The sequence below is a fragment of the Streptomyces sp. NPDC048481 genome (assembly GCF_043200075.1).
GTDB lineage: Bacteria > Actinomycetota > Actinomycetes > Streptomycetales > Streptomycetaceae > Streptomyces.
The window spans coordinates 129,243-148,692 of record NZ_JBICXC010000006.1; the positions used below are offsets into that span (position 1 = coordinate 129,243).

At 73.2% G+C, this 19,450-nt stretch carries 15 protein-coding genes and 1 pseudogene; 5 read left to right on the forward strand and 11 right to left on the reverse strand.

Annotated features, from left to right (window positions below; all coding sequences use genetic code 11):
* Positions 1–3: 3 nt before the first annotated feature.
* From ACGFSH_RS20025 to ACGFSH_RS20060, 8 genes and pseudogenes are all read right to left on the reverse strand, one after another.
* Positions 4–1,611, reverse strand: coding sequence for an ABC transporter substrate-binding protein (locus tag ACGFSH_RS20025; protein ID WP_393350307.1), 1,608 nt, complete (start codon positions 1,609–1,611; stop codon positions 4–6).
* Between the two features lie 136 nt (positions 1,612–1,747).
* Positions 1,748–2,308, reverse strand: a pseudogene (locus tag ACGFSH_RS20030) (GNAT family N-acetyltransferase); the annotation flags it as partial.
* 237 nt (positions 2,309–2,545) lie between these two features.
* Positions 2,546–3,085, reverse strand: coding sequence for a hypothetical protein (locus tag ACGFSH_RS20035; protein WP_393350310.1), 540 nt, complete (start codon positions 3,083–3,085; stop codon positions 2,546–2,548).
* A gap of 116 nt (positions 3,086–3,201) precedes the next feature.
* The gene (locus ACGFSH_RS20040; RefSeq protein ID WP_393350313.1) at positions 3,202–4,050 is read right to left on the reverse strand and encodes an alpha/beta fold hydrolase; all 849 of its coding nucleotides are present in this window, start codon (positions 4,048–4,050) and stop codon (positions 3,202–3,204) included.
* Positions 4,051–4,230: 180 nt separating this feature from the next.
* The gene (locus tag ACGFSH_RS20045; RefSeq protein WP_393350316.1) at positions 4,231–5,589 is read right to left on the reverse strand and encodes a GH1 family beta-glucosidase; all 1,359 of its coding nucleotides are present in this window, start codon (positions 5,587–5,589) and stop codon (positions 4,231–4,233) included.
* Positions 5,590–5,672: 83 nt separating this feature from the next.
* On the reverse strand, positions 5,673–6,512 hold the full coding sequence (locus ACGFSH_RS20050; RefSeq protein WP_393350874.1) for a carbohydrate ABC transporter permease: 840 nt from the start codon (positions 6,510–6,512) through the stop codon (positions 5,673–5,675).
* A gap of 7 nt (positions 6,513–6,519) precedes the next feature.
* Positions 6,520–7,506, reverse strand: coding sequence for a carbohydrate ABC transporter permease (locus ACGFSH_RS20055; protein WP_393350318.1), 987 nt, complete (start codon positions 7,504–7,506; stop codon positions 6,520–6,522).
* A 5-nt stretch (positions 7,507–7,511) separates the two neighbouring features.
* A complete protein-coding gene (locus tag ACGFSH_RS20060; protein WP_393350320.1) occupies positions 7,512–8,831 on the reverse strand; it encodes an ABC transporter substrate-binding protein in 1,320 nt (439 codons plus the stop codon).
* A 228-nt stretch (positions 8,832–9,059) separates the two neighbouring features.
* Here ACGFSH_RS20060 and ACGFSH_RS20065 point away from each other — a divergent pair, with 228 nt between their 5' ends.
* Positions 9,060–10,904, forward strand: a complete 1,845-nt coding sequence (locus ACGFSH_RS20065) for a coagulation factor 5/8 type domain-containing protein (protein ID WP_393350321.1) — start codon at positions 9,060–9,062, stop codon at positions 10,902–10,904.
* Positions 10,905–11,118: 214 nt separating this feature from the next.
* On the opposite strand, the gene fusA is transcribed toward ACGFSH_RS20065, so the two are convergent.
* The 3 genes from fusA to ACGFSH_RS20080 form a co-directional block, all read right to left on the reverse strand.
* Positions 11,119–13,284 carry an elongation factor G gene (fusA, locus tag ACGFSH_RS20070; protein ID WP_393350323.1) on the reverse strand — a complete coding sequence of 722 codons (2,166 nt, stop codon included), beginning with the start codon at positions 13,282–13,284 and terminating at the stop codon, positions 11,119–11,121.
* A 509-nt stretch (positions 13,285–13,793) separates the two neighbouring features.
* Positions 13,794–14,519 carry a hypothetical protein gene (locus ACGFSH_RS20075; protein WP_393350325.1) on the reverse strand — a complete coding sequence of 242 codons (726 nt, stop codon included), beginning with the start codon at positions 14,517–14,519 and terminating at the stop codon, positions 13,794–13,796.
* A 129-nt stretch (positions 14,520–14,648) separates the two neighbouring features.
* Entirely contained in the window at positions 14,649–15,353 is a 705-nt protein-coding gene (locus ACGFSH_RS20080; protein WP_393350327.1) for a DNA polymerase beta superfamily protein, read from the reverse strand.
* 248 nt (positions 15,354–15,601) lie between these two features.
* Here ACGFSH_RS20080 and ACGFSH_RS20085 point away from each other — a divergent pair, with 248 nt between their 5' ends.
* Genes ACGFSH_RS20085 through ACGFSH_RS20100 form a run of 4 tightly spaced genes read left to right on the forward strand, consistent with a single transcriptional unit; the run spans position 15,602 to position 19,441 of the window.
* Positions 15,602–16,495 carry a hypothetical protein gene (locus ACGFSH_RS20085; RefSeq protein WP_393350329.1) on the forward strand — a complete coding sequence of 298 codons (894 nt, stop codon included), beginning with the start codon at positions 15,602–15,604 and terminating at the stop codon, positions 16,493–16,495.
* Between the two features lie 57 nt (positions 16,496–16,552).
* Complete coding sequence (locus ACGFSH_RS20090; RefSeq protein ID WP_393350332.1) at positions 16,553–17,746, forward strand: NAD(P)/FAD-dependent oxidoreductase; 1,194 nt, start codon at positions 16,553–16,555, stop codon at positions 17,744–17,746.
* Positions 17,734–18,033 carry a (2Fe-2S)-binding protein gene (locus tag ACGFSH_RS20095; protein WP_393350334.1) on the forward strand — a complete coding sequence of 100 codons (300 nt, stop codon included), beginning with the start codon at positions 17,734–17,736 and terminating at the stop codon, positions 18,031–18,033. Before ACGFSH_RS20090 ends, ACGFSH_RS20095 begins: the two co-directional genes overlap by 13 nt.
* On the forward strand, positions 18,026–19,441 hold the full coding sequence (locus ACGFSH_RS20100; RefSeq protein ID WP_393350337.1) for an FAD-dependent oxidoreductase: 1,416 nt from the start codon (positions 18,026–18,028) through the stop codon (positions 19,439–19,441). Before ACGFSH_RS20095 ends, ACGFSH_RS20100 begins: the two co-directional genes overlap by 8 nt.
* Positions 19,442–19,450 lie beyond the last annotated feature (9 nt).

Consider the following 19,450-nt stretch of genomic DNA (forward strand, 5'->3'; position numbering starts at 1 on the left):
CCGTCAGCGCCGGGTCCCGGCGCCCACGAGGGTGCGCTCGTAGGGGTCCGGCGCCACCCCTCGGACGTTCGCCGCGACGCCGGTGATGATGCGCTGGTGGACGAGCGGGACCACGGCGTCGGTGCCGAGGATCACCGCCTCGGCGGCCATGGCGGCGTCCTTGCGCCGGTCGGGGTCGGCCGCCGCCTGCGCCGCCCCGACGGCCCGGTCGACGTCCGGGTCGCAGAGACGGGAGAGGTTGTATCCGCCGGCGCAGGTGAAGTCGCCGGCGAGGACGGAGACGGGATCTCCGGTGTCCAGCAGGCTGTTGCGGGCGCCGACGAACGCGTCGAACCTCCCCGCCAGGGCGTCGCTCTCCAGCCGGGAGTACTCCCGCACCTCCAGCTTCACCCGGAACCCGGCCTTCTCCAGCTGCTGCTTCACCACCTGCGCGGCTTCCGGGAGTTCGGGCCGGTTGTCGTAGGTGGCCAGCGTGATGGAAGCGCCGCCCGGCGCGACCGCCCTCGCCCGGCCCGAAGGCTGGACGCGCTTGCCCTGCGCCCAGGTGACGGCGGGTCCGTAGATCCCGGCGCCGGCATCGGCATGCCCCTCGTACACGCCCTCCGCCAGAACGGAGGTGTCGACGGCCGCACGGGCCGCGGCACGCAGGGCCGGGTTCCTGAAGACGCCCGACCTCGCGTTGAGGTGGAGGCTGGTGGTGCGGGTCGTGGCGATCTCACGGCGGGTGGCGGCGTCGAGCCCGGCGGCCTGGGCGACGGGTATCGCCTCGGCGACGTCCACCTCGCCGGTGCGCAGGGCGTTGGCGCGGGCTGAGCCGTCGGCGACGAAGCGCACGTCGACGCCCGGGGATTGGGCGCGGCCGCCCCAGTAGTCGTCGAAGCGGTCGAGACGGGCGGCGGTGGTCCCGGTCAGCCGGGTGATCTCGAAGGGACCGGTGCCGGTGCCGGCCACGTCGACGGCGCCCTCCTTCCCGCCCTCGGCCTCATAGGCCTTCGGCGCGAGGACGGCGAGACTCGGACTGGACAGGCGCAGGGGCAGGACGGGGTCCGGGGCCGCGGTGGTGACGCGCACCGCGGCCCCGCCCGCCGCCTTCGCCGTGAGGGCGACACCGGTCAGGGCGGCCGGGGCGGGCCGGGCCGCGACGGCACGGCCGAGGGAGGCGGCGACGGCGGCGGGCGTGACGTCCGTGCCGTCCTGGAAGACCGCCTCGCGCAGGGTGAACAGCCACGAGCGGTCGCCCTCACGCCGCCACGACGCGGCCAGCGCCGGTACGGCCGAGCCGTTGGCGTCGAGCGCCGTCAGCCCCTCGGTGACGCCGAGCCGGCTGAGGATCGTCGCGTCGGCCCCGAACGGGGAGAGGTTCTCGGCGGGCGGGAAGGCGAGCGCGACCCTCAGCCGGGCGCCCTCCCCGCCGGATGCCTCGCCATCCCCGGCGCCGCCCCCGGACGAGGCGAAGCAACCGGCGAGGAACGGCGCGAGGCAGAGGAAGACGAGAACCCGCGGTCGACGACGACTACCGAACGGCCCGAGTGCACCCCGCGGCCCCTCGGCGCGGGTACTGCGGGAGCTGAGCGAACTGCGGCTGCTACGGGAACTGCGGGAGAAGTACATGGAGTTACCGGCCTGTACGAGGGGGGTGGTGGGAGGGGGCGGCGGAGAGGAGGGGCCCGACCGGGGCGACGCCCGCCGGGAAGCCGACGGCTGAGGCGTGGGTGTCGACGGCGGTGGGAGTGCCGGCGGGGGCGGGGAGGGGGACGTCGAAGTGCACGATGCCCTGACCGCCGTCCGCCTGCTCCCGCTCGTCGTGCACGACGGTGCCGAGCGACCGCCAGAACCCCTCGGCGCCCTCGACGGCCGGGTCCGTGTGCAGATACACGAAGCGGTAGCCGCCGTCCGCGACCGCGAAGGCCAGCAGCTCGGCCACCAGACGCCGGGCGAGGCCGCGTCGCCGATGCTCGGGACGGACGTAGACGCGGCGCAACTGGGCGGTCGGCCCCGAGGGGTAGCGCTCGGCGACGTGGGGCGGGTTCGGCGGGTGCGCCGGGCCGCGGGAGTCGAGCGCGGCGGTGGCGACGACCTCGCCGCCGTGCGCTTCGCCGCCGCGCCCGTCACCGCGGCCTCCCCCGGCGGTCGCGACCAGCAGGGTGTGGCGTTCGGGCGCGAGGTACGCGGCGTGGGGATCGATGATGTCGCCGTGCCAGCGGGGCACGTAACCGCTTCTGAAGTCCCGGTAGACGGTGTCGAGCATGACGGCGCGGGCGCCGTCCAGGTCCTCGGGGCCCGCAGGCCTGATGCAGTAGTTACGCACTTGCGAATGATATGCAGCAAGCGCGAGAAGCCGATCACTGGATCGCCACTCCCGGATTTGACAGAGATCGCGAAGGACTCCCCCATCTAGCCACATGATATTCATTTTCAACAAGACGGTGTGACGCGCATCGCACTCATAAAGGAGAGCAGTCACCTCGGCGCCGGCCGACAACCGCCGCGTGCATCGCAGTTCGCCTGCCGCCGCCCGCCCACCCGTAGCCCGGCGGTCCGCCCCTTACCGCAGCCCGCTCGCGTCCATGAGGCGGATCAGGTCTTTGCGGCCGTAGCCGAGGAGGGCGGCTCGGTGGGCGGCTGTCAGGATCAGTTGCGCCACGGTCTGTGCCCCGTAGCCGTCCTGGTCGTCCGTCAGCCATTCGTGCGGCTTGTCGATGCCGAGGCTGCTCATCACCAGGCCGTGTTCGCGGCGGATCTCCGCGACGGTGTCGGAGACCGCCGCCAGCAGGGTGGCGCCGGGGCGCTCGCACGTGAGGGCGAAGCAGCCCCGGTCGGCCGGCTCGCAGCCGCTGGGCGGATGGGTGCGCAGGCGCTCGTACCGTTCGTCGTCGAAGCCGCCGTCGCCGAACTCGTCGTGCACCAGCACGAACCGGTGATGCCCGGGAGGCGGCGGCGAGGGCGGCGGCGTGTACTCCCAGCCCGCGTCCTCGTGCACCAGCCGCCGCACCTCCTCCTCGTCGGCCGAGGTCACCGAGAAGCCGGTGCCGGTGTTGTGCCCGGTGATCGTGCCGTCGGCGTTGCGCCGGATGTGCAGGCTCATGTCCACCCCCGTGGTCGTGGTGAGCGGGAGGATCCCGTCACCCGCACAACGGGTCGCGCCCCCGGCCCGTGCCCCCTCGCCCGCACATCACTCGATCGTGTGAACGAATCCCCCGCTCAGCGCCCGCCCGCCAGGAACTCCGTCACCGCCGTCACGAAGCGCCCGGGATCGTCCCGCCACGGAAAGTGCCCCGCGTCCGGCTGCACCACGAACTCGGCCTTCGTAAACAGCTCCGCGAACTGCCGCATCACGCGCGGCGGCGCGCCCAGGTCGAGTTCGCCCGCGAGGAGGAGAACCGGGAAGGAGAAGGTGGCGAGGGACCGGCGGGTGGCGGCCGGGTCGAAGGCGCCCTCGGTGGCGTACGCGGCCGCCGCCTCCTGGTTCTTGTCCTTCTCCCCCTCCTCGTCGAAGGCCCGCGCGTCCTCGTCCCAGCGGGCGTGGAAGAAGGGGGCGACGAGCTGCCAGGAGTCGGCGGCGGCCCGGCCCGAGGTGATCGCCTCCAGGGCTGCGTAGCCGGAGGCGAACCACGGCTCGCCGGCCCGCAGACGCGCGGTCGCCAACCGGTCCTCGGCGGTGATCTCCAAACCCGCCGCGTACACGCTCGGAGTGATCAGCAGCAGGCTTGCCACGCGGTCGGGGTGGCGGGCCGCGTAGAGAAGGGCCAGGTTGGCCCCCGCGGAGTGCGCGAGCAGGTCGATCCGGTCGAGACCGAGGTGGGCGCGCAGCGACTCGACGTCGTCGACCTGACGGTCGCAGCGGTAGGACGCGGTGTCCGCCGGGACCGCCGACTCTCCGGTGCCTCTGGGGTCCAGGCCGACGAGCCGCCGGTGGGCGCCGAGCCCGCCGAGGTCGCCCAGGTAGGCGGCGGACTGCATGGGGCCGCCGGGCAGGCAGATCAGGGGTGCCCCGTCCCCTGCCCCGCGGTGGGCGAGGCGGGTTCCGTCGAGGGCGGTGAAGGTCGGCATGGGGTGATCCTCACAAGGACGCCACGCGGGGCGCAACGGAGTTCGCGGACGGCGAGCCGGCTTCCCGGCCGCGCAGCGACGGGGAACTCCCCCCCCCGCACACAAGGGTGGTGGGCGCGGGCTCCCGCACCCGCGCCCACCGGTCTTCGCAGCCCCCGCGGGGGCTCGTGGCCGCCCGTCTCAGGCCGCGCGGGCCGTTCCCTCCCGGTGTCTGCGGACGATCTCCGCGTAGTGGTGTCCGGTGCCCTTGATGGTGCGGGCCTGGGTGCGGTAGTCGACGTGGACGAGGCCGAAGCGCTTGTCGTAGCCGTAGGCCCACTCGAAGTTGTCCAGCAGCGACCAGGCGTAGTAGCCGGCCAGGGGTGCGCCCTTGCGGGCGGCGGAGGCGCAGGCGGCCAGGTGCTTCACCAGGTAGTCCTGGCGTTCGGGATCGTCCACTGTGCCGTCGGGGCGGACGACGTCAGGGAACGCGGAACCGTTCTCGGTGACGTACAGCTTGCGCGCCCCGTACTCGTCGGTGAGGCGGAGCAGCAGATCCTCGATGCCGCTCGCGTCGACCTCCCAGTCCATCCCGGTGCGCGGGACGCCGGACCGTCGGACGGTGCGGACATGCGGGGCGGGGCCGGTCGGGTCGTCGGCGACGGTCTGCGGGAAGTAGTAGTTCAGGCCGAGCCAGTCCAGCGGGGCGGCGATCGTCGTCAAGTCACCTTGCTTCTCCGGAAGTTCGACGCCGTACACCTCCCGCATGTCGGCCGGGAAGCCGCGGCCGTGGACGGGGTCGAGCCACCAGCGGTTGGTGTGGCCGTCCATGCGGCGGGCGGCGGCGACGTCCTCGGGGCGGTCGCCGGCGGGATGGATCGTGGAGAGGTTGTTGACGATGCCGATCTTCGCGCGCGGTGCGGCCGACCGGATGGCCTGGACGGCGAGGCCGTGGCCGAGGAGGAGGTGGTAGGAGGCGCGGACGGCCGCGGTCAGGTCGGTGAGGCCGGGGGCCATGGTGCCTTCGAGGTGGCCGATCCAGGCGGAGCACAGGGGCTCGTTGAGGGTGGCCCAGTGGGTGACGCGGTCGCCGAGCCGTTCGGCCACGGCGGACGCGTACGCGGCGAAGTGCTCGGCGGTCTGCCGTTCGGGCCAGCCGCCCCGGTCCTGGAGGGTCTGGGGCAGGTCCCAGTGGTAGAGGGTGACGGCGGGGGCGATGCCGGATTCCAGCAGTGCGTCGATCACCTGGTCGTAGAAGTCGAGGCCCTTGGGGTTGACGGGGCCGTCGCCGCCGGGGACGACGCGGGGCCAGGCGATGGACATCCGGTAGGCGTTCACGCCCAGGCGTCGCATGAGGGCGATGTCCTCGCGCCAGCGGTGGTAGTGGTCGCAGGCCACGTCGCCGTGGTCGTCGCCCGCGATCTTTCCGGGTGTGTGCGAGAACGTGTCCCAGATCGACGGGGATCGGCCGTCCTCCGCCACGGCTCCCTCGATCTGGTACGCCGAGGTGGCGGTCCCCCACAGGAAGTCGCGGGGCAGGGCGGCGAGGTCGATGGTCACGGAGGTCCCTTCGGGATGGGGGTGACGGGCCGTTGCGGGGTGCGGGGCCGTTGCGGGGTGCCGGGCCGTCGTCGGGATCCGGGTCACTTCACGGCTCCGGCGGTCAGGCCGGCGACGAGGTAGCGCTGGAGCAGCAGGAAGCCGGCCACGACGGGCACGCTGACGACGAGTGAGGCGGCCATGATCTGGTTCCAGTACACGTCGTTGAGGGTGGAGTAGCCCTGGAGGCCGACGGCGAGGGTGCGGGTGGTGTCGTTGGTCATGACGGAGGCGAAGAGGACTTCGCCCCAGGCGGTCATGAAGGCGTAGACGGCGACGGCGACGATGCCGGGGATCGCGGTCGGCACGACGATCCGGAAGAGGGCGCCGAGCGGGCCGCAGCCGTCGACCAGCGCGGCTTCGTCGAGGTCGCGCGGGACCGAGTCGAAGTACCCGATCAGCATCCAGATGGAGAAGGGGAGGGAGAAGGTCAGGTAGGTGAGGATCAGGCCGCCGCGCGAGCCGAACAGGGCGATGCCGGTGCTGTTGCCGATGTTGACGTAGAGCAGGAACAGCGGGAGGAGGAAGAGGATGCCGGGGAACATCTGGGTGGACAGCACGGTGACGGTGAAGGTGCGTTTGCCGCGGAAGTCGTAGCGGCTCACGGCGTAGGCGCTGAACACGGCGATGACGACGGAGCAGACGGTCGCCGCGCCGGCCACGATCAGCGAGTTCACGAAGTAGCGGGCGAGGGGGACCGTCGACCAGATGTCGATGTAGGGGCGGATGGTCAGTCCGCTGGGCAGCCAGCGGAACTTCCCGGTGACGTCGGCGAGGGGCTTCAGGGAGCTGGAGACCATGACGTAGACGGGCACCAGGACGAAGCCGGTGAGCAGGGTGAGGAAGATCCGCCGGGACCACAGGAACGAACTCGGCGGCGCCATGGGCGAGTCAGCGGGCACGGGAGGGCCTCCTTCCCCGGGTGGTGAGGGCCAGGTAGACGCCGGTCACGGTGAGGAGGAAGAGCAGCAGCAGAACGGACATCGCCGATCCGGTGCCGAAGTTCCAGGTGACGAAGGACGCTTGGTAGATGTGGACCGAGATGAGGTCGGCCGCCTCCGGTGCGGCGCGGCCGAAGAGGACGAAGGGGGTGTTGAAGTCGTTGAAGGTCCACAGGAACAGGACGAGGACGAGGACCTGGTTGACCGGGGCGAGGGAGGGCAGGGTGATGCGGCGGATCTGCTGCCACACCCCGGCTCCGTCGAGTGCGGCCGCTTCGTACAGCTCGCGGGGGATGTTCTGGAGGCCGGCCATGACGATGAGGAACGCGAACGGCCAGCCCTTCCACACGGAGACGGTGAGCAGCGCGTAGAAGCTGTTGTCGCCGATGAGCCAGAAGGACGGCTTGTCGGTGAGGTGCAGCTGGTCGTGGAGTACGTGGTTCACCAGGCCGTTGTCGTGCTGGAACATGAACACCCAGGTGATGACGGCCGCGTAGACGGGCAGCGCGTAGGGCACCAGGAACAGCGCCCGGAGCAGTCCGCGGCCGCGGAAGGCGTCCTGCATGAAGATCGCCGCGGCGGTGCCGATGAGCCAGCACAGGCCGACCGACAGCAGGGTGAAGCCGACGGTGACGAAGAAGGAGTGCAGCAGGGCCTGTCCGACGGGGGCGTCGAAGTCCACCGAGACGCGGTAGTTGTCGAGGCCGGACCAGGGGGCGGTGCCCCAGTCGCGGATGTAGAACTGGGTGAGCTCCTTGAAGCTCATCACGACGCCGATCACCATCGGCACCAGGTGCACGAGGAGTTCGAGGACGAGGGCGGGCAGGAGCAGCAGGTAGGGCAGTGCGGTGCGGCGGATCCGTCCGGGGCGGGGGCGTGGGACGGGGTCGCCGTGGGGCGCGGTGGGAGGCTTCGGCGCCTCGACGGTGGTGGTCATCCGGCTCACTTCGCCGGCATCTGCTGCTGGGCCTTGGCGAGCTTGGCCTTCACGGACTCGGTCGTCACGGGGTGGCCGGCGGCGGCGTCGGCGAACAGTTCCTTGACGGCCGTGCCGACCGTCGTCTCGAACTGGGACTCGTCGGCTACCTGCGGGAGTGCGGCGGCGCTCTTGGCGAGGGTGTCCTTGAGGACCGTGTTCGCGGGGGTGGAGAAGGCGGGGTCGGCCTGGGCCGACGCGACCGGCGGGATGGTGCTGTAGGCCTTGTTGAGGATCTTCTGTTCCTCGTCGCCGGTCATGAACTTGACGAACTCGGTGGCGCCGTCGAGGTTGTCGGTGTTCTTGAAGACGGCCAGGTTGATGCCCGCCACCATCGAGTTGACCTGGGCACCGGTGCCGGGAGCGCCGGACTGCACGGGCACGGGGGCGATGCCGTAGCGGTCCTCGCTCATGCCCTGGGAGGCGAGGTTGGCGGAGGCTGACTGCCACAGGAGCATCGCGGTCCGGCCCTTGGCGAAGTCGCTGACGGACTGGTTCTGGGCGTACTCGGCGTTGCCCTGCGGGATGGCCTTGTCCTTGGCCATCAGGTCGACGTACTGCTTGACGGCGGCGACGACGCCGTCGGAGGTGAAGTCGGGCTTGCCGTCGGGGGTGAAGAAGTCGGCGTTGTGCTGCTTGGCGAAGACGAAGACGTGGTGGATGTTCTCCGCGACGTTGGCGCCCTCGGCTCCCAGCACCTGCTTGCCCTCGGCCTGGATCTTCTTGGCGTCGGCCGTGAGTTCGGCCCAGGTGGCCGGGGGCTTGGCGATGCCGGCGTCGGCGAAGATCTGCTTGTTGTAGTAGAGGGCGTACGCCATGGAGTACAGCGGCACGGCGGCGGGGTCCTTGCCCTGGGCGCCGGTGGAGCCGAGCGCGGAGGGGACGAAGCGGTCCTTGCCGCCGATCTTCGCGAGGTTCGCGTCGTTCCAGGGCAGCAGTGCTCCGGTGGCCTGGAGGGAGGCCGACCAGGTGTTGCCTATGTTGAGGACGTCGGGGCCCTGGCCGGAGGTGGTGGCGGTGAGGATCCGGTTGAGCAGGTCGGACCAGGGGACGACCTCCAGTTTGACCTTGATTCCGGTCTTCTTCTCGAACTTGTCGAGCTCCGGGCGGAGGACCTTCTTGTCCACCTCGATGCTCGCGCCCTGGTTGGAGGCCCAGTAGGTCAGGGTCTTCGGCGAGTCGTTGGAGCCCCCGCCGTCGGTCGAGCTCCCACCGCCGCAGGCCGTGGCCGCGAGGGCGAGGGACATGACGACGGCTCCTGTGGCCGCGGCTCGGATGGTGCGCATGGGTGGGCTCCCGGTGTCATCAGGGCTTAATTTAGGACGTGAGTTAAACCGGGCGAGCCGCCCGCGTCAAGAGTCCCGGCACACTCCGCGGAAGTCCGTGCCCACCACTTGACGCGCGCGTTCAGGCAGTTGAAGCATTCAGCGTTGAGAGAGCGCTCTCAGGCAAGTCCTCCTTCACTTCCCCAACTCAGCCGTTCTGTCGAGCGGCCTGACCGAGGAGAGCCGCCCATGCCCCACACCCCGCCGTCCGGCACGCCCGCCGTCCGCCGCAGATCGGTCCTCGCCGCCGCGGCGACTGCCGCCGCCGCACCCGCCCTCACCGCGCTGACCTCCTCGCCCGCCTCCGCCGCGCCCGACACGGCGTCCGCCTCTTCCGCGTCGTCCGCCGCGTCCGCCGCCAAGCCGGGCGGACGTGCGTGCGCGCTGAAGGGCGGCGGTGAACTCGGCCCCAACGTGCTCGTCTTCGACCCGTCGACGCCGGACGTCCAGGCCCGCCTGGACGAGGTGTTCAGCCGGCAGGAGTCGGCCCAGTTCGGCACCGGGCGCTACGCGCTGCTGTTCAAGCCGGGCGTGTACCACGGGCTCAACGCCCAGCTCGGCTTCTACACCTCCATCGCGGGCCTCGGACTCTCCCCCGACGACACCACGATCAACGGGGACGTCACGGTCGACGCCGGCTGGTTCGGCGGCAACGCCACGCAGAACTTCTGGCGTTCGGCGGAGAACCTCGCGCTCGTCCCGGTCAGCGGCACCAACCGCTGGGCCGTCGCCCAGGCTGCGCCCTTCCGCCGGATGCATGTGCGCGGCGGCCTCAACCTGGCCCCCTCCGGCTACGGTTGGGCCAGCGGCGGATACATCGCCGACAGCCGCATCGACGGCCAGATCGGCCCGTACTCGCAGCAGCAGTGGTACACCCGCGACAGCTCGATCGGCAGCTGGCTCAACGCCGTGTGGAACATGGTGTTCTCCGGGGTCGAGGGGGCGCCCGCCCAGAGCTTCCCCGACCCGCCGTACACCACGCTCGACACCACGCCCGTCTCCCGCGAGAAGCCGTTCCTGTACGTCGACGGAGGCGGCGGCTTCCGCGTCTTCCTGCCCGCGAAGCGGACGAACGCCCGCGGCGTCACCTGGGGCAACGGCACCCCGCGCGGCTCCTCGCTGCCGCTGTCACAGTTCTACGTCGCCAGACCCGGCGTCTCGGCGGCCACGCTCAACCAGGCGCTCGCGCAGGGCCTCCACCTGCTGCTGACGCCGGGGATCTACCACGTCGACCAGCCGATCAGGGTGACCCGCGCCGACACGGTGGTGCTGGGCCTGGGGTACGCCACCCTCATTCCCGACAACGGCGTCACCGCGCTCAAGGTCGCCGACGTGGACGGGGTCCGGCTGGCGGGCTTCCTCATCGACGCCGGACCGGTCAACTCCCCCACCCTGCTGGAGGTCGGCCCGCCCGGAGCCTCGCGCGACCACTCCGCCAACCCGACCACGGTCCAGGACGTGTTCGTGCGCATCGGCGGGGCCGGCGCCGGCAAGGCCACCACCAGCATGGTGATCAACAACCGGCACACCATCGTCGACCACACCTGGGTCTGGCGCGCGGACCACGGCGAGGGCGTCGGCTGGGACACCAACCGGGCCGACTACGGCGTGGTCGTCAACGGCCACGACGTCCTGGCGACCGGCCTGTTCGTGGAGCACTTCAACAAGTACGACGTGCAGTGGTTCGGCCAGCGCGGACGCACGATCTTCTTCCAGAACGAGAAGGCCTACGACGCCCCGAACCAGGCCGCGATCCAGAACGGCGCGGTGCGGGGCTACGCCGCCTACAAGGTGGGCGACAAGGTCACCACGCACGAGGGCTGGGGCCTGGGCAGCTACTGCTACTACAACGTCGACCCGACGATCGTCCAGCACCACGGCTTCGCCGCCCCGAACGCGCCGGGCGTCAAGTTCCACGACGTGCTGGTGGTCTCGCTCGGCGGCAACGGACAGTACGAGCACGTCATCAACGAGACGGGGGCGCCGACCTCGGGCACCTCGACGGTGCCCTCGACCGTGGTGTCGTACCCCTGAGCCGCACGCGCCCGAACCCCGGGCGCGACTGAGGACCGGCCCAGCGGCTCCCCGGCGTGAGCGAGGTCGCCGGCAGGGGCGGGCGCCGCGAGCCGGGGCGCGGGTCCACCGACCGAGGTCCGTGGACCCACGCCCCTCACCCGCCCGCCGCGCCCCACCCCGCCCCGGCGACGTGGGGCGGTCACCACGCGGTCGGGCGAGGACCGGCGCAGGGTCACCGCGCGGGGGTGACCGCCGTCGTCGGGGCCGGGGCGGGGGCGTATCCGGTCGGCCTGGCCGTGAAGGCTCCCCGGCCCTGGGTGCGGCTGCGCAGCCGGGTGGCGTAGCCGAACAGCTCGGCCAGCGGCACGGTGGCCGTGACCACCGCCGAGCCGCCGCGCACGGCCGAGTCGGTGATCCGCCCGCGCCGGCCGGCGAGATCGCCGAGGACCCCGCCGACGGCGTCCTCCGGCACGGTGACCGTGACCTCGACGACCGGCTCCAGCAGGACCATCGCGCAGGCGCGCAGGGCCTCCCGCATCCCGAGGCGGCCGGCCGTGCGGAAGGCCGTCTCGGAGGAGTCCTTCACGTGGGTGGCCCCGTCGACCAGGGTGACCCGCACCCCGGTGACCGGGTGCCCGCCGAGGGGACCCTCCGCCAGGGCGTCCCGGCAGCCGGCCTCGACGGCGCGCACGTACTCCTGCGGCACCCGTCCGCCGACGACGGCGGAGCGGAACGCGAACGCGGTCCCGGTGTCCCCGGCCGCGTCCGGCGTGCCGGCGGCCTCCCCCGCGCCGGCCGCGCCGAGCGGTTCGACGTCGAGGACGACATGCGCGAACTGCCCTGCCCCGCCGTCCTGTTTGACGTGACGGAAGACGGCGCCGGACACCCCGCGGGCGACCGTCTCGCGGTAGGTCACCCGCGGCCGTCCCACGACGACCTCGATGCCGAGGCCGCTGCGGATCTTCTCCACCGCCACCTCCAGATGCAGTTCGCCCATGCCCGACAGCACGGTCTGACCGGTCTCGGCGTCGGTCCTGACGACCAGCGACGGATCCTCCTCCGAGAGCCGTGCGAGCGCCGAGGCCAGCCGGTCGGCGTCGGCGTTCGTGCGGGGCTCCACCGCCACCGAGACGACCGGGTCGGGGACCCCGGGCGGTTCGAGGACGACGGGGGCCTCCGGTGCGCACAGGGTCGAGCCCGCGCGGGCCGACCTCAGCCCGACCACGGCCACGATGTCCCCGGCCACGGCCCGGTCCACCTGGGCGTGCCGGTCCGCCTGCACCCGCAGGATCCTGCCGATCCGCTCGGTGCGCCGCGTGCCCGACTCCCACACCGGGTCCCCCTTCTCGATCGTGCCCGAGTACACCCGCAGATAGGTGAGGCGTCCCGTGGCGGTGGCCGCGACCTTGAACGCGAGCGCCGCGAACGGCGCCCCCGGGTCGGCGGGACGCCGCTCACCGGCCCCGTCGGGGGCGGCGGCCGCGAGCCCGCCGGGCCGGGTGCCGTGCTTCGCCGCGCCGTCCCGGGTACCGCTCACCGGCGGCACGTCGAGCGGCGACGGCAGATACGCGACGACCGCGTCGAGCAGCGGCTCGATCCCCCGGTTGCGGTACGCCGACCCGCACAGCACGACCAGTGCGTCGCCCGTGCGGGTCAGGTCGCGCAGGGCGCTGGACAGGGTCCGGGCGCTGAGCGTCTCCCGGTCGCAGAACTCCTCCAGCGCGGCCGGGTGCCGCTCCGCCACGGCTTCCTCCAGCAGCCGGCGCCGGCGCAGCGACTCCGCCGCCAGTTCCTGCGGCACCTCCCCTTCGACGGCCGTCTCGCCGGCGTCGTTCCAGGTCAGGGCCCGCATCCGGAGCAGGTCGACGACGCCGGTGAAGCCGTCCTCCACGCCGATGGGCAGCTGCACCGCGAGCGGGAGCGGATGCAGCCTGGTGCGGATCGACTCCACGGCGGCGTCCAGGTCGGCGCCCGCCCGGTCCAGCTTGTTGACGAACGCGATCCTGGGGACGCCGTGCCGGTCGGCCTGCCGCCACACGGACTCGCTCTGCGGCTCCACTCCGGCCACGGCGTCGAACACCGCCACCGCGCCGTCGAGGACGCGCAGGGCCCGCTCCACCTCGTCGGCGAAGTCGACGTGCCCGGGGGTGTCGATCAGGTTGACGCGGTGACCGTCCCAGTCGCAGCTGACGGCCGCGGCGAAGATCGTGATGCCGCGGTCGCGTTCCTGCGGGTCGAAGTCGGTGACGGTCGTGCCGTCGTGGACCTCGCCGCGCTTGTGCGTGGTCCCGGTGGCGTACAGGATCCGCTCGGTGACGGTGGTCTTGCCGGCGTCCACGTGGGCGAGGATGCCCAGGTTGCGCACGGTGTGCAGCTGACGGTCGAGGTGGTTGCGCATGGCCCATGGCCTTTCGGGGTGTTCCGGGAACGGGCGGCGCGATTGTCCTGACGGTCCACGGCGGGAGCCGTGAAGGGTGCCGACGGATTCCATGGCGGCTCAAAGACGCTCGCACGGCGGCTCTCCGGCGGAATCCAGGGGGATTCCTGAGGGAGTCCAGGGCGGAGGCCGGGTGGAGTCCGTTGCGGATCCGGGGACGCAAGGGAAACTGACGTTTCGTCAGGCGCGGTGCGCCCGACGGGTCGTCGGGGTGTTCAGGCGTCCGTCAGGATCACCGGTGCGGGCCGCGCGGCGAGCACCGGTCGGACGAAGACACGAGGATCACCTCGTAGCGGGAACGGGAAGCGACGGCGGCGGTGTGGTCACGCATGGCCGGGCTCCCCTCGTTCGTCGCGGCACGGCGCGCCGCCCTCGTCGTGGGCCGCGCTCGGTCCGGCGAGTGTAGAGCGCAACGGTCGCGCCGCGCACGCGATTTGACCGCGCCCTGCGGGAGCGGCGGCGCGGCGCGTTCAGCGGTAGCGGGCGAGGAAGGCCTTCACCTGCTTCCACACCGCCGGCTGCTGCTCCAGGATGTCGTTGCCGTGCGCGCCGCCGGAGACGATCACCAGTTTCTCGTCCTTGGACTTGCGGGCCAGTTCGTCCAACTCGCGCGCGTCCGAGGCGAACTGGCCGTCGTCCTGGGCGGCCACCAGGAGAACGGGCATGGTCAGTCCGGCGATCGCGGCGGTGGCGTCCATGCCGTTGTAGAGGCCGGGGCCGGAAAGCGAGACGACCGCGGCCACGGGCGGCCTCACCTTCGCCGCGGCGGCGAGGGAGGCGGTGCCGCCCTTGGACGCTCCCATCAGCAGCACCTTCTGCGCGCCGTCGTCGCGCAGTCGTCCGACGGCGCCCTGGATCTCCGGCACCTCGGAGCCGGTGCTGTCCACGGCGAGCACCCGGTAGCCGTCCTCGGCGAGTTCGTCCGCTCCCGCGACCCATGAGCAGACGTTGTTGTTCGACTGGTGGGAGAGCACCACGCCGGTCTTTCCGGAGCCGGTCTCGTAGCCGGCGACCTCGTTGCCGTCGGCGTCCTTGAAGGTGACCGACTTCGCGGTCTGCTCGCCGGTCAGGCAGCCGAAGTCGGCAGCGGTGGGCGAGGGGCCCGCGCCGTCGGTGTCGGTGTCGCCGCCGCAGCCACCGAGCGTCAGGACCCCTACGCTCACGAGCGCGGCGGCCGTGAGCATGCGCTGCCTCATACGTCTCTCCCCCGTCAAGGCGCGGAGCGCTCCTCGTGCCCCCGCGCACGAACGCGCGGAACGCTAACGGCCGTGCGAGCCACCGTCAACGCCCCGGCGGCGTGCGCCGAAGGGCGCGTCGGGTCCCGCTCACACGGAGGCGGCGGGCGCCGTGGCGTAGAACTCCCTGCGCACCTTGCGCAGCCAGGCGTCGGCGGCCCGGTCGTCGGGCTGTTCGGGCAGCGGGCTGCGGGTCCCGGCGAAGGCGTCCTCGAAGTGGCGCAGCAGCGGTTGCGCCACGGCGGGGTCGGCGGCGACCTGTTCTCCGAAGCGGTGGTAGCTCTCCGGGTCCTCGACGCGGACCGTCAGCCGGCCGGTGGCGTACAGCTCGTAGCCCTGGGTGCACAGCCGTTTGAGGTGCCGGGCGTGCTTGGCGACACGGCGGTCGGGGACGCCGGCGGCGTTGCCTTCGCCGCGGTTGTGCAGTTTGCGGAACTGCTGGGTGGCGTAGCCGAGGTAGGCGTCGCGGATCCGGCGTGCGCCGAGCAACGTCTGGCGCAGGGAGACGAGTTCGTCGCCGAGCGGTGTGCGGACCTCGTACAGCTCGTCGGGCAGCCAGACGAGTTCCATGACGGTGGGGTTGCCGGCGAGGGCGAGGCGGCACCACTTGCCCGCCTCGTGCAGGGTGCGGTCGGGCGCGGTGCTGACCTGCGATTCCGAAGGGCGGTGCAGGCCGTGCAGTTCCTCGGTGGGGGTGGCGAACATGCCGAGGCGGTCGATGTCGGAGCCTTCGTGGGCGAGCCCGTAGGCGGTGGAGCCGACGATGCCGGACAGCAGGATGTTGGTGACGGTCACAGGTGCCCCCGGTCGTACCCCGACGATGGTCTCCCGGCTCGTGGCCGTGGGCCGGGACCGCCATGATGCCCCGGCCCCGGCCCGCGTCACCTCGGATTTTCCGGCTCGCCCCGGCGTCCGGCCGCCGTCGGGCCCGGCGCGGGGTCCGTTCGCCGTCTCACCCGTACGGCTCCTTGCGCTGGTCGTGCGGCCGCGCCGGTGGTGCCGTGGAGGCAGGGGCAGCCGGCCCCCGTCCTCAGGAGGCATCCGTGACCACCGCCCGTCCGTCGTCCCGCCCGTCCTGCCCGCCCCGCCCGTCGGGCCCGGCCGGTCCGACCCGTCCGGCGCGTCCGGCGCGTCCGGCGCGTCCGGCCCGCGCGCTGGCCGCGGCCCTGGCCTGCGGCACCCTGCTCGTGACGGCGGCCTGTTCGAGCGGGGACGACGGCGCGTCGGCCGGCTCGGACGTGGCGGCGGCGCCGGTCGCCGGGCGGACCACGACACCCACCGCGCTGCCGCTCACGAACGTGCGCGCGCGGATGGCGCTGATCACCGAAGGGGACCTGGAGGACGACTGGACGCAGGTCAAGACCGCGGGGAACTGGCACGACCGCCTCCTCGTCGGCAAGGTCGACGTCGCCCAGTTCCTCACGGCGAGCACGCAGGCGGCCGCGTGCCAGCAACTGCTCGACGGGCTCTACGAGAACGACCTGCTCGGCAAGCCGTCGGGTGGCTCGGCGCTCACCGGTTTCCAGCAGGGCGAGGCGCGGCTGTTCTACCAGGTGGCCGAGTACAAGAAGGCGGATCTCGACAAGTCGCTGGCCTGGCTGAAGTCGCTGCCGACCGAATGCGACCAGTTCGACGCGGTCGGCGCGAAGAACTCCACCCGCTCGGTGCAGGTCGTCGCGGCATCCCTGCCGAAGGCCGGGGACGCCCGGCAGGGCCTCACCGTGACCGTGAAGGGCGCCTCCGGCGGTTCGCCCGTCACCCTCACCCTGGACGTGGCCGTCGTGCGGGTCGGCGACGACGCGATCACGGTTGTCAACGGCGGGACGGACGGCGTCGACCACGACAGCACCGACGACGCGGTCAGCCACGGCGTCACCCGGCTCAAGGACGTCCGCGAAGGCCGTACGCCGGCCCCGGAGCCCAGTCAGTTCGACTGAACGGGGCGGCCCTTCGGCCTTCTTCCTCCCCGATGCGCCATGTGACATATTACCGGCGTGACCCCTCGACCCAGCGGTGACGTCGTGGTGGTCGGCGCCGGCATGGTCGGCGCCGCCTGCGCGCTGTACGCGGCCCGTGCCGGGCTGGAGGTGATCCTGGTCGACCGCGGCCCGGTCGCGGGCGGGACGACCGGCGCGGGCGAGGGCAACCTCCTCGTCTCCGACAAGGAGCCCGGCCCGGAACTCCGACTGGCGCTGCTGTCCGCCCGGTTGTGGCGGGAACTGGCACGGGAGGGCCTCGGGGAGGCCTTCGAGTACGAGGCCAAGGGCGGGCTGGTCGTGGCGTCGAACCCGGGCGCTCTCGCCTCGCTCACGGTCCTCGCGGACGGGCAGCGGGCGGCCGGGGTCGAGGCCGTGCCGGTCGACGGGCACCGGCTGCGGGACCTGGAACCGCACCTGGCGCCCGGACTCGCCGGCGGGGTGCTGTATCCGCAGGACGCCCAGGTGATGCCCGCGCTCGCCGCGGCCCACCTGGCGCGGGCGTCGGGCGCGCGCCTGGAGACCGGCCGCACGGTGACGCGGATCCTGCGCGGCCCGGACGGCGCCGTCCGGGGCGTGCGCACCGACCGGGGCGACCTTCTCGCGCCGGCCGTGGTGAACGCGGCCGGCACCTGGGGGGCCGACGTCGCGGCTCTGGCGGGGGTGACGCTGCCGGTGCTGCCCCGCCGCGGTTTCGTGCTGGTCACCGAGCCGTTGCCCCCACGGGTGCGGCACAAGGTGTACGCCGCCGACTATGTGGCGGACGTGGCGAGCGACTCGGCCGCGCTCCACACCTCGCCGGTCGTGGAGGGCACCGCCGCGGGTCCCGTGCTGATCGGCGCGAGCCGTGAGCGGGTGGGATTCGACCGGTCCTTCTCCCTCCCGGCGGTGCGCGCCCTGGCGGCGGGCGCCACCCGGCTGTTCCCGTTCCTGGAGCGGGTGCGCGTGATCCGCACCTATGCCGGTTTCCGCCCCTACATGCCCGACCATCTGCCGGCCGTCGGCCCCGACCCGCGCGTACCCGGCCTCTTCCACGCCTGCGGGCACGAAGGGGCCGGCATCGGCTTGGCCACGGGCACCGGCCTGCTGATCGCGCAGTGCCTGACCGGGGAGCGCCCCGAGCTGGACCTCACGCCGCTGCGCCCCGAGCGGTTCGACGGCCCCGGACACCCTGACCGCCGAACCGAGGAGGCCGCCCCGTGGACCCGTTGACACCGGCCCGCACGGGCCCGGACGCCCCGTTCACCGTCATGTTCGACGGCCGGGAGATCCGGGCGCTGCCGGGGCAGAGCATCGCCGCCGCCCTGTGGTCGTCCGGGGTGACGGCCTGGCGCACGACCCGGGGCGGGGGGCGCCCGCGCGGGGTGTTCTGCGGGATCGGCGTGTGCTTCGACTGCCTGGTCACTGTGGACGGCCGTCCCAACCAGCGGGCCTGTCTGGTGCCGGCCGTGCGGGGCGCCGACGTCCGCACGCAGCACGGGACGGGCCACGATGACTGAACGGACCGCTGTGCTGGCGGTGGTCGGCGCCGGCCCGGCGGGTCTGGCCGCCGCGCCGGCGGCCGCGTCCCGCGGTGTGCGCGTGCTGCTGCTCGACTCCGCCCCGGCGGCGGGCGGTCAGTTCTACCGGCACTCCGCCACCGGGCCCGGTGGGCCGGACGGGCCCGGACCGCGGCTGCCCGCGCACCAGCGGCGCACCTGGGACCGGCTGCGGGCCGCACTGGACGCGCATCTCGCCGCCGGCCGGATCACGCACCTGAGTGAGCGTCATGTGTGGTGCGTGGAACGGGAGTCGGACGGTTTCGTGGTGCACGCGCTGCTCGGTCCGGAGCAGGAGGAGTCCTCGGCGGTACGCGCCGACGCCGTGCTGCTGGCCACCGGCGGCTATGAGAAGGTCCTGCCGTTCCCGGGCTGGACGCTGCCGGGTGTGGTGACCGCGGGCGGCGCGCAGGCCCTGACGAAGGGCGGTCTCGCCCTGCCCGGCCGCACCGCGGTCGTCGCGGGCTCGGGTCCGCTGCTGCTGCCCGTGGCCGCCGGCCTCGCGGCGGCGGGCGCCCGGGTCGCCGCTCTCGTCGAGTCGGCCGGCCCCGCGGGCTTCGTCCGCCGCGCCGGGGCCTGGGCGGCGTCGCCCGAGAAGCTCGCCGAGGGCGCCGCGTACGCGGGACGGCTCCTGCGCGGGCGGACCACGGTGATGACCCGTCACATGGTGGTGGCAGCGCACGGCGGGGAGCGCCTGGAGGCGGTCACCGTCGCCGCGTCCGGCGCCGGCGGCGGACCGGTGCCCGGCTCCGAGCGGCGGCTGGTCTGCGACGTGCTCGCCGTCGGCCACGGTCTGCTGCCGCACACCGACCTCGCGGCGGGCCTCGGCTGCCGTCTCGACGGAACGGGCGTCCAGGTGGACGACGAGCAGCGCACCGACGTCCCCGGCGTGTGGGCCGCGGGCGAGACGACGGGCGTCGGCGGCGCGGCCCTGTCGCTCGCCGAGGGGCACATCGCGGGCCGGTCGGCGGCCGCCAGACTGGCGGGGAGGGTTCCCGACCCGCGGGGCTGGGCGGCGGCCGCCCGGTCCCGCGCCCGGCTGCGGAGGTTCTTCGCGGCGCTGGAGGCCGCGTACGGCGACCCGCCCGCGCGGTGGCCGGAGCGGGTCGCCGACGACACGGTCGTGTGCCGCTGCGAGGAGGTCACCGCCGGCGCCGTCCGCGAGGCCGCGGGCACGCTCGGCGCGGGTGATCTGCGCACGGTGAAACTGCTGACGCGGGCCGGGATGGGCTGGTGCCAGGGCCGGATGTGCGAGCCCGCAGTGGCGGGCGTCGCGGGCTGCGCGCTCACCCCGGCGCGCCGGATGCCGGCCCGGCCCGTCCCGCTCGGCGTGCTCGCCGCGCCGCCCGACCCCACGACGCCCCGGTGACCTGTCACG

Coding starts and splice junctions, on each gene's coding strand:
- ACGFSH_RS20035 (WP_393350310.1), bottom strand. CDS start 3,085: ATGAGCCTGCACATCCGGCGCAACGCCGACGGCACGATCACCGGGCAC.
- fusA (WP_393350323.1), bottom strand. CDS start 13,284: ATGCGCAACCACCTCGACCGTCAGCTGCACACCGTGCGCAACCTGGGC.
- ACGFSH_RS20025 (WP_393350307.1), bottom strand. CDS start 1,611: ATGTACTTCTCCCGCAGTTCCCGTAGCAGCCGCAGTTCGCTCAGCTCC.
- ACGFSH_RS20050 (WP_393350874.1), bottom strand. CDS start 6,512: ATGGCGCCGCCGAGTTCGTTCCTGTGGTCCCGGCGGATCTTCCTCACC.
- ACGFSH_RS20040 (WP_393350313.1), bottom strand. CDS start 4,050: ATGCCGACCTTCACCGCCCTCGACGGAACCCGCCTCGCCCACCGCGGG.
- ACGFSH_RS20065 (WP_393350321.1), top strand. CDS start 9,060: ATGCCCCACACCCCGCCGTCCGGCACGCCCGCCGTCCGCCGCAGATCG.
- ACGFSH_RS20060 (WP_393350320.1), bottom strand. CDS start 8,831: ATGCGCACCATCCGAGCCGCGGCCACAGGAGCCGTCGTCATGTCCCTC.
- ACGFSH_RS20100 (WP_393350337.1), top strand. CDS start 18,026: ATGACTGAACGGACCGCTGTGCTGGCGGTGGTCGGCGCCGGCCCGGCG.
- ACGFSH_RS20055 (WP_393350318.1), bottom strand. CDS start 7,506: ATGACCACCACCGTCGAGGCGCCGAAGCCTCCCACCGCGCCCCACGGC.
- ACGFSH_RS20075 (WP_393350325.1), bottom strand. CDS start 14,519: ATGAGGCAGCGCATGCTCACGGCCGCCGCGCTCGTGAGCGTAGGGGTC.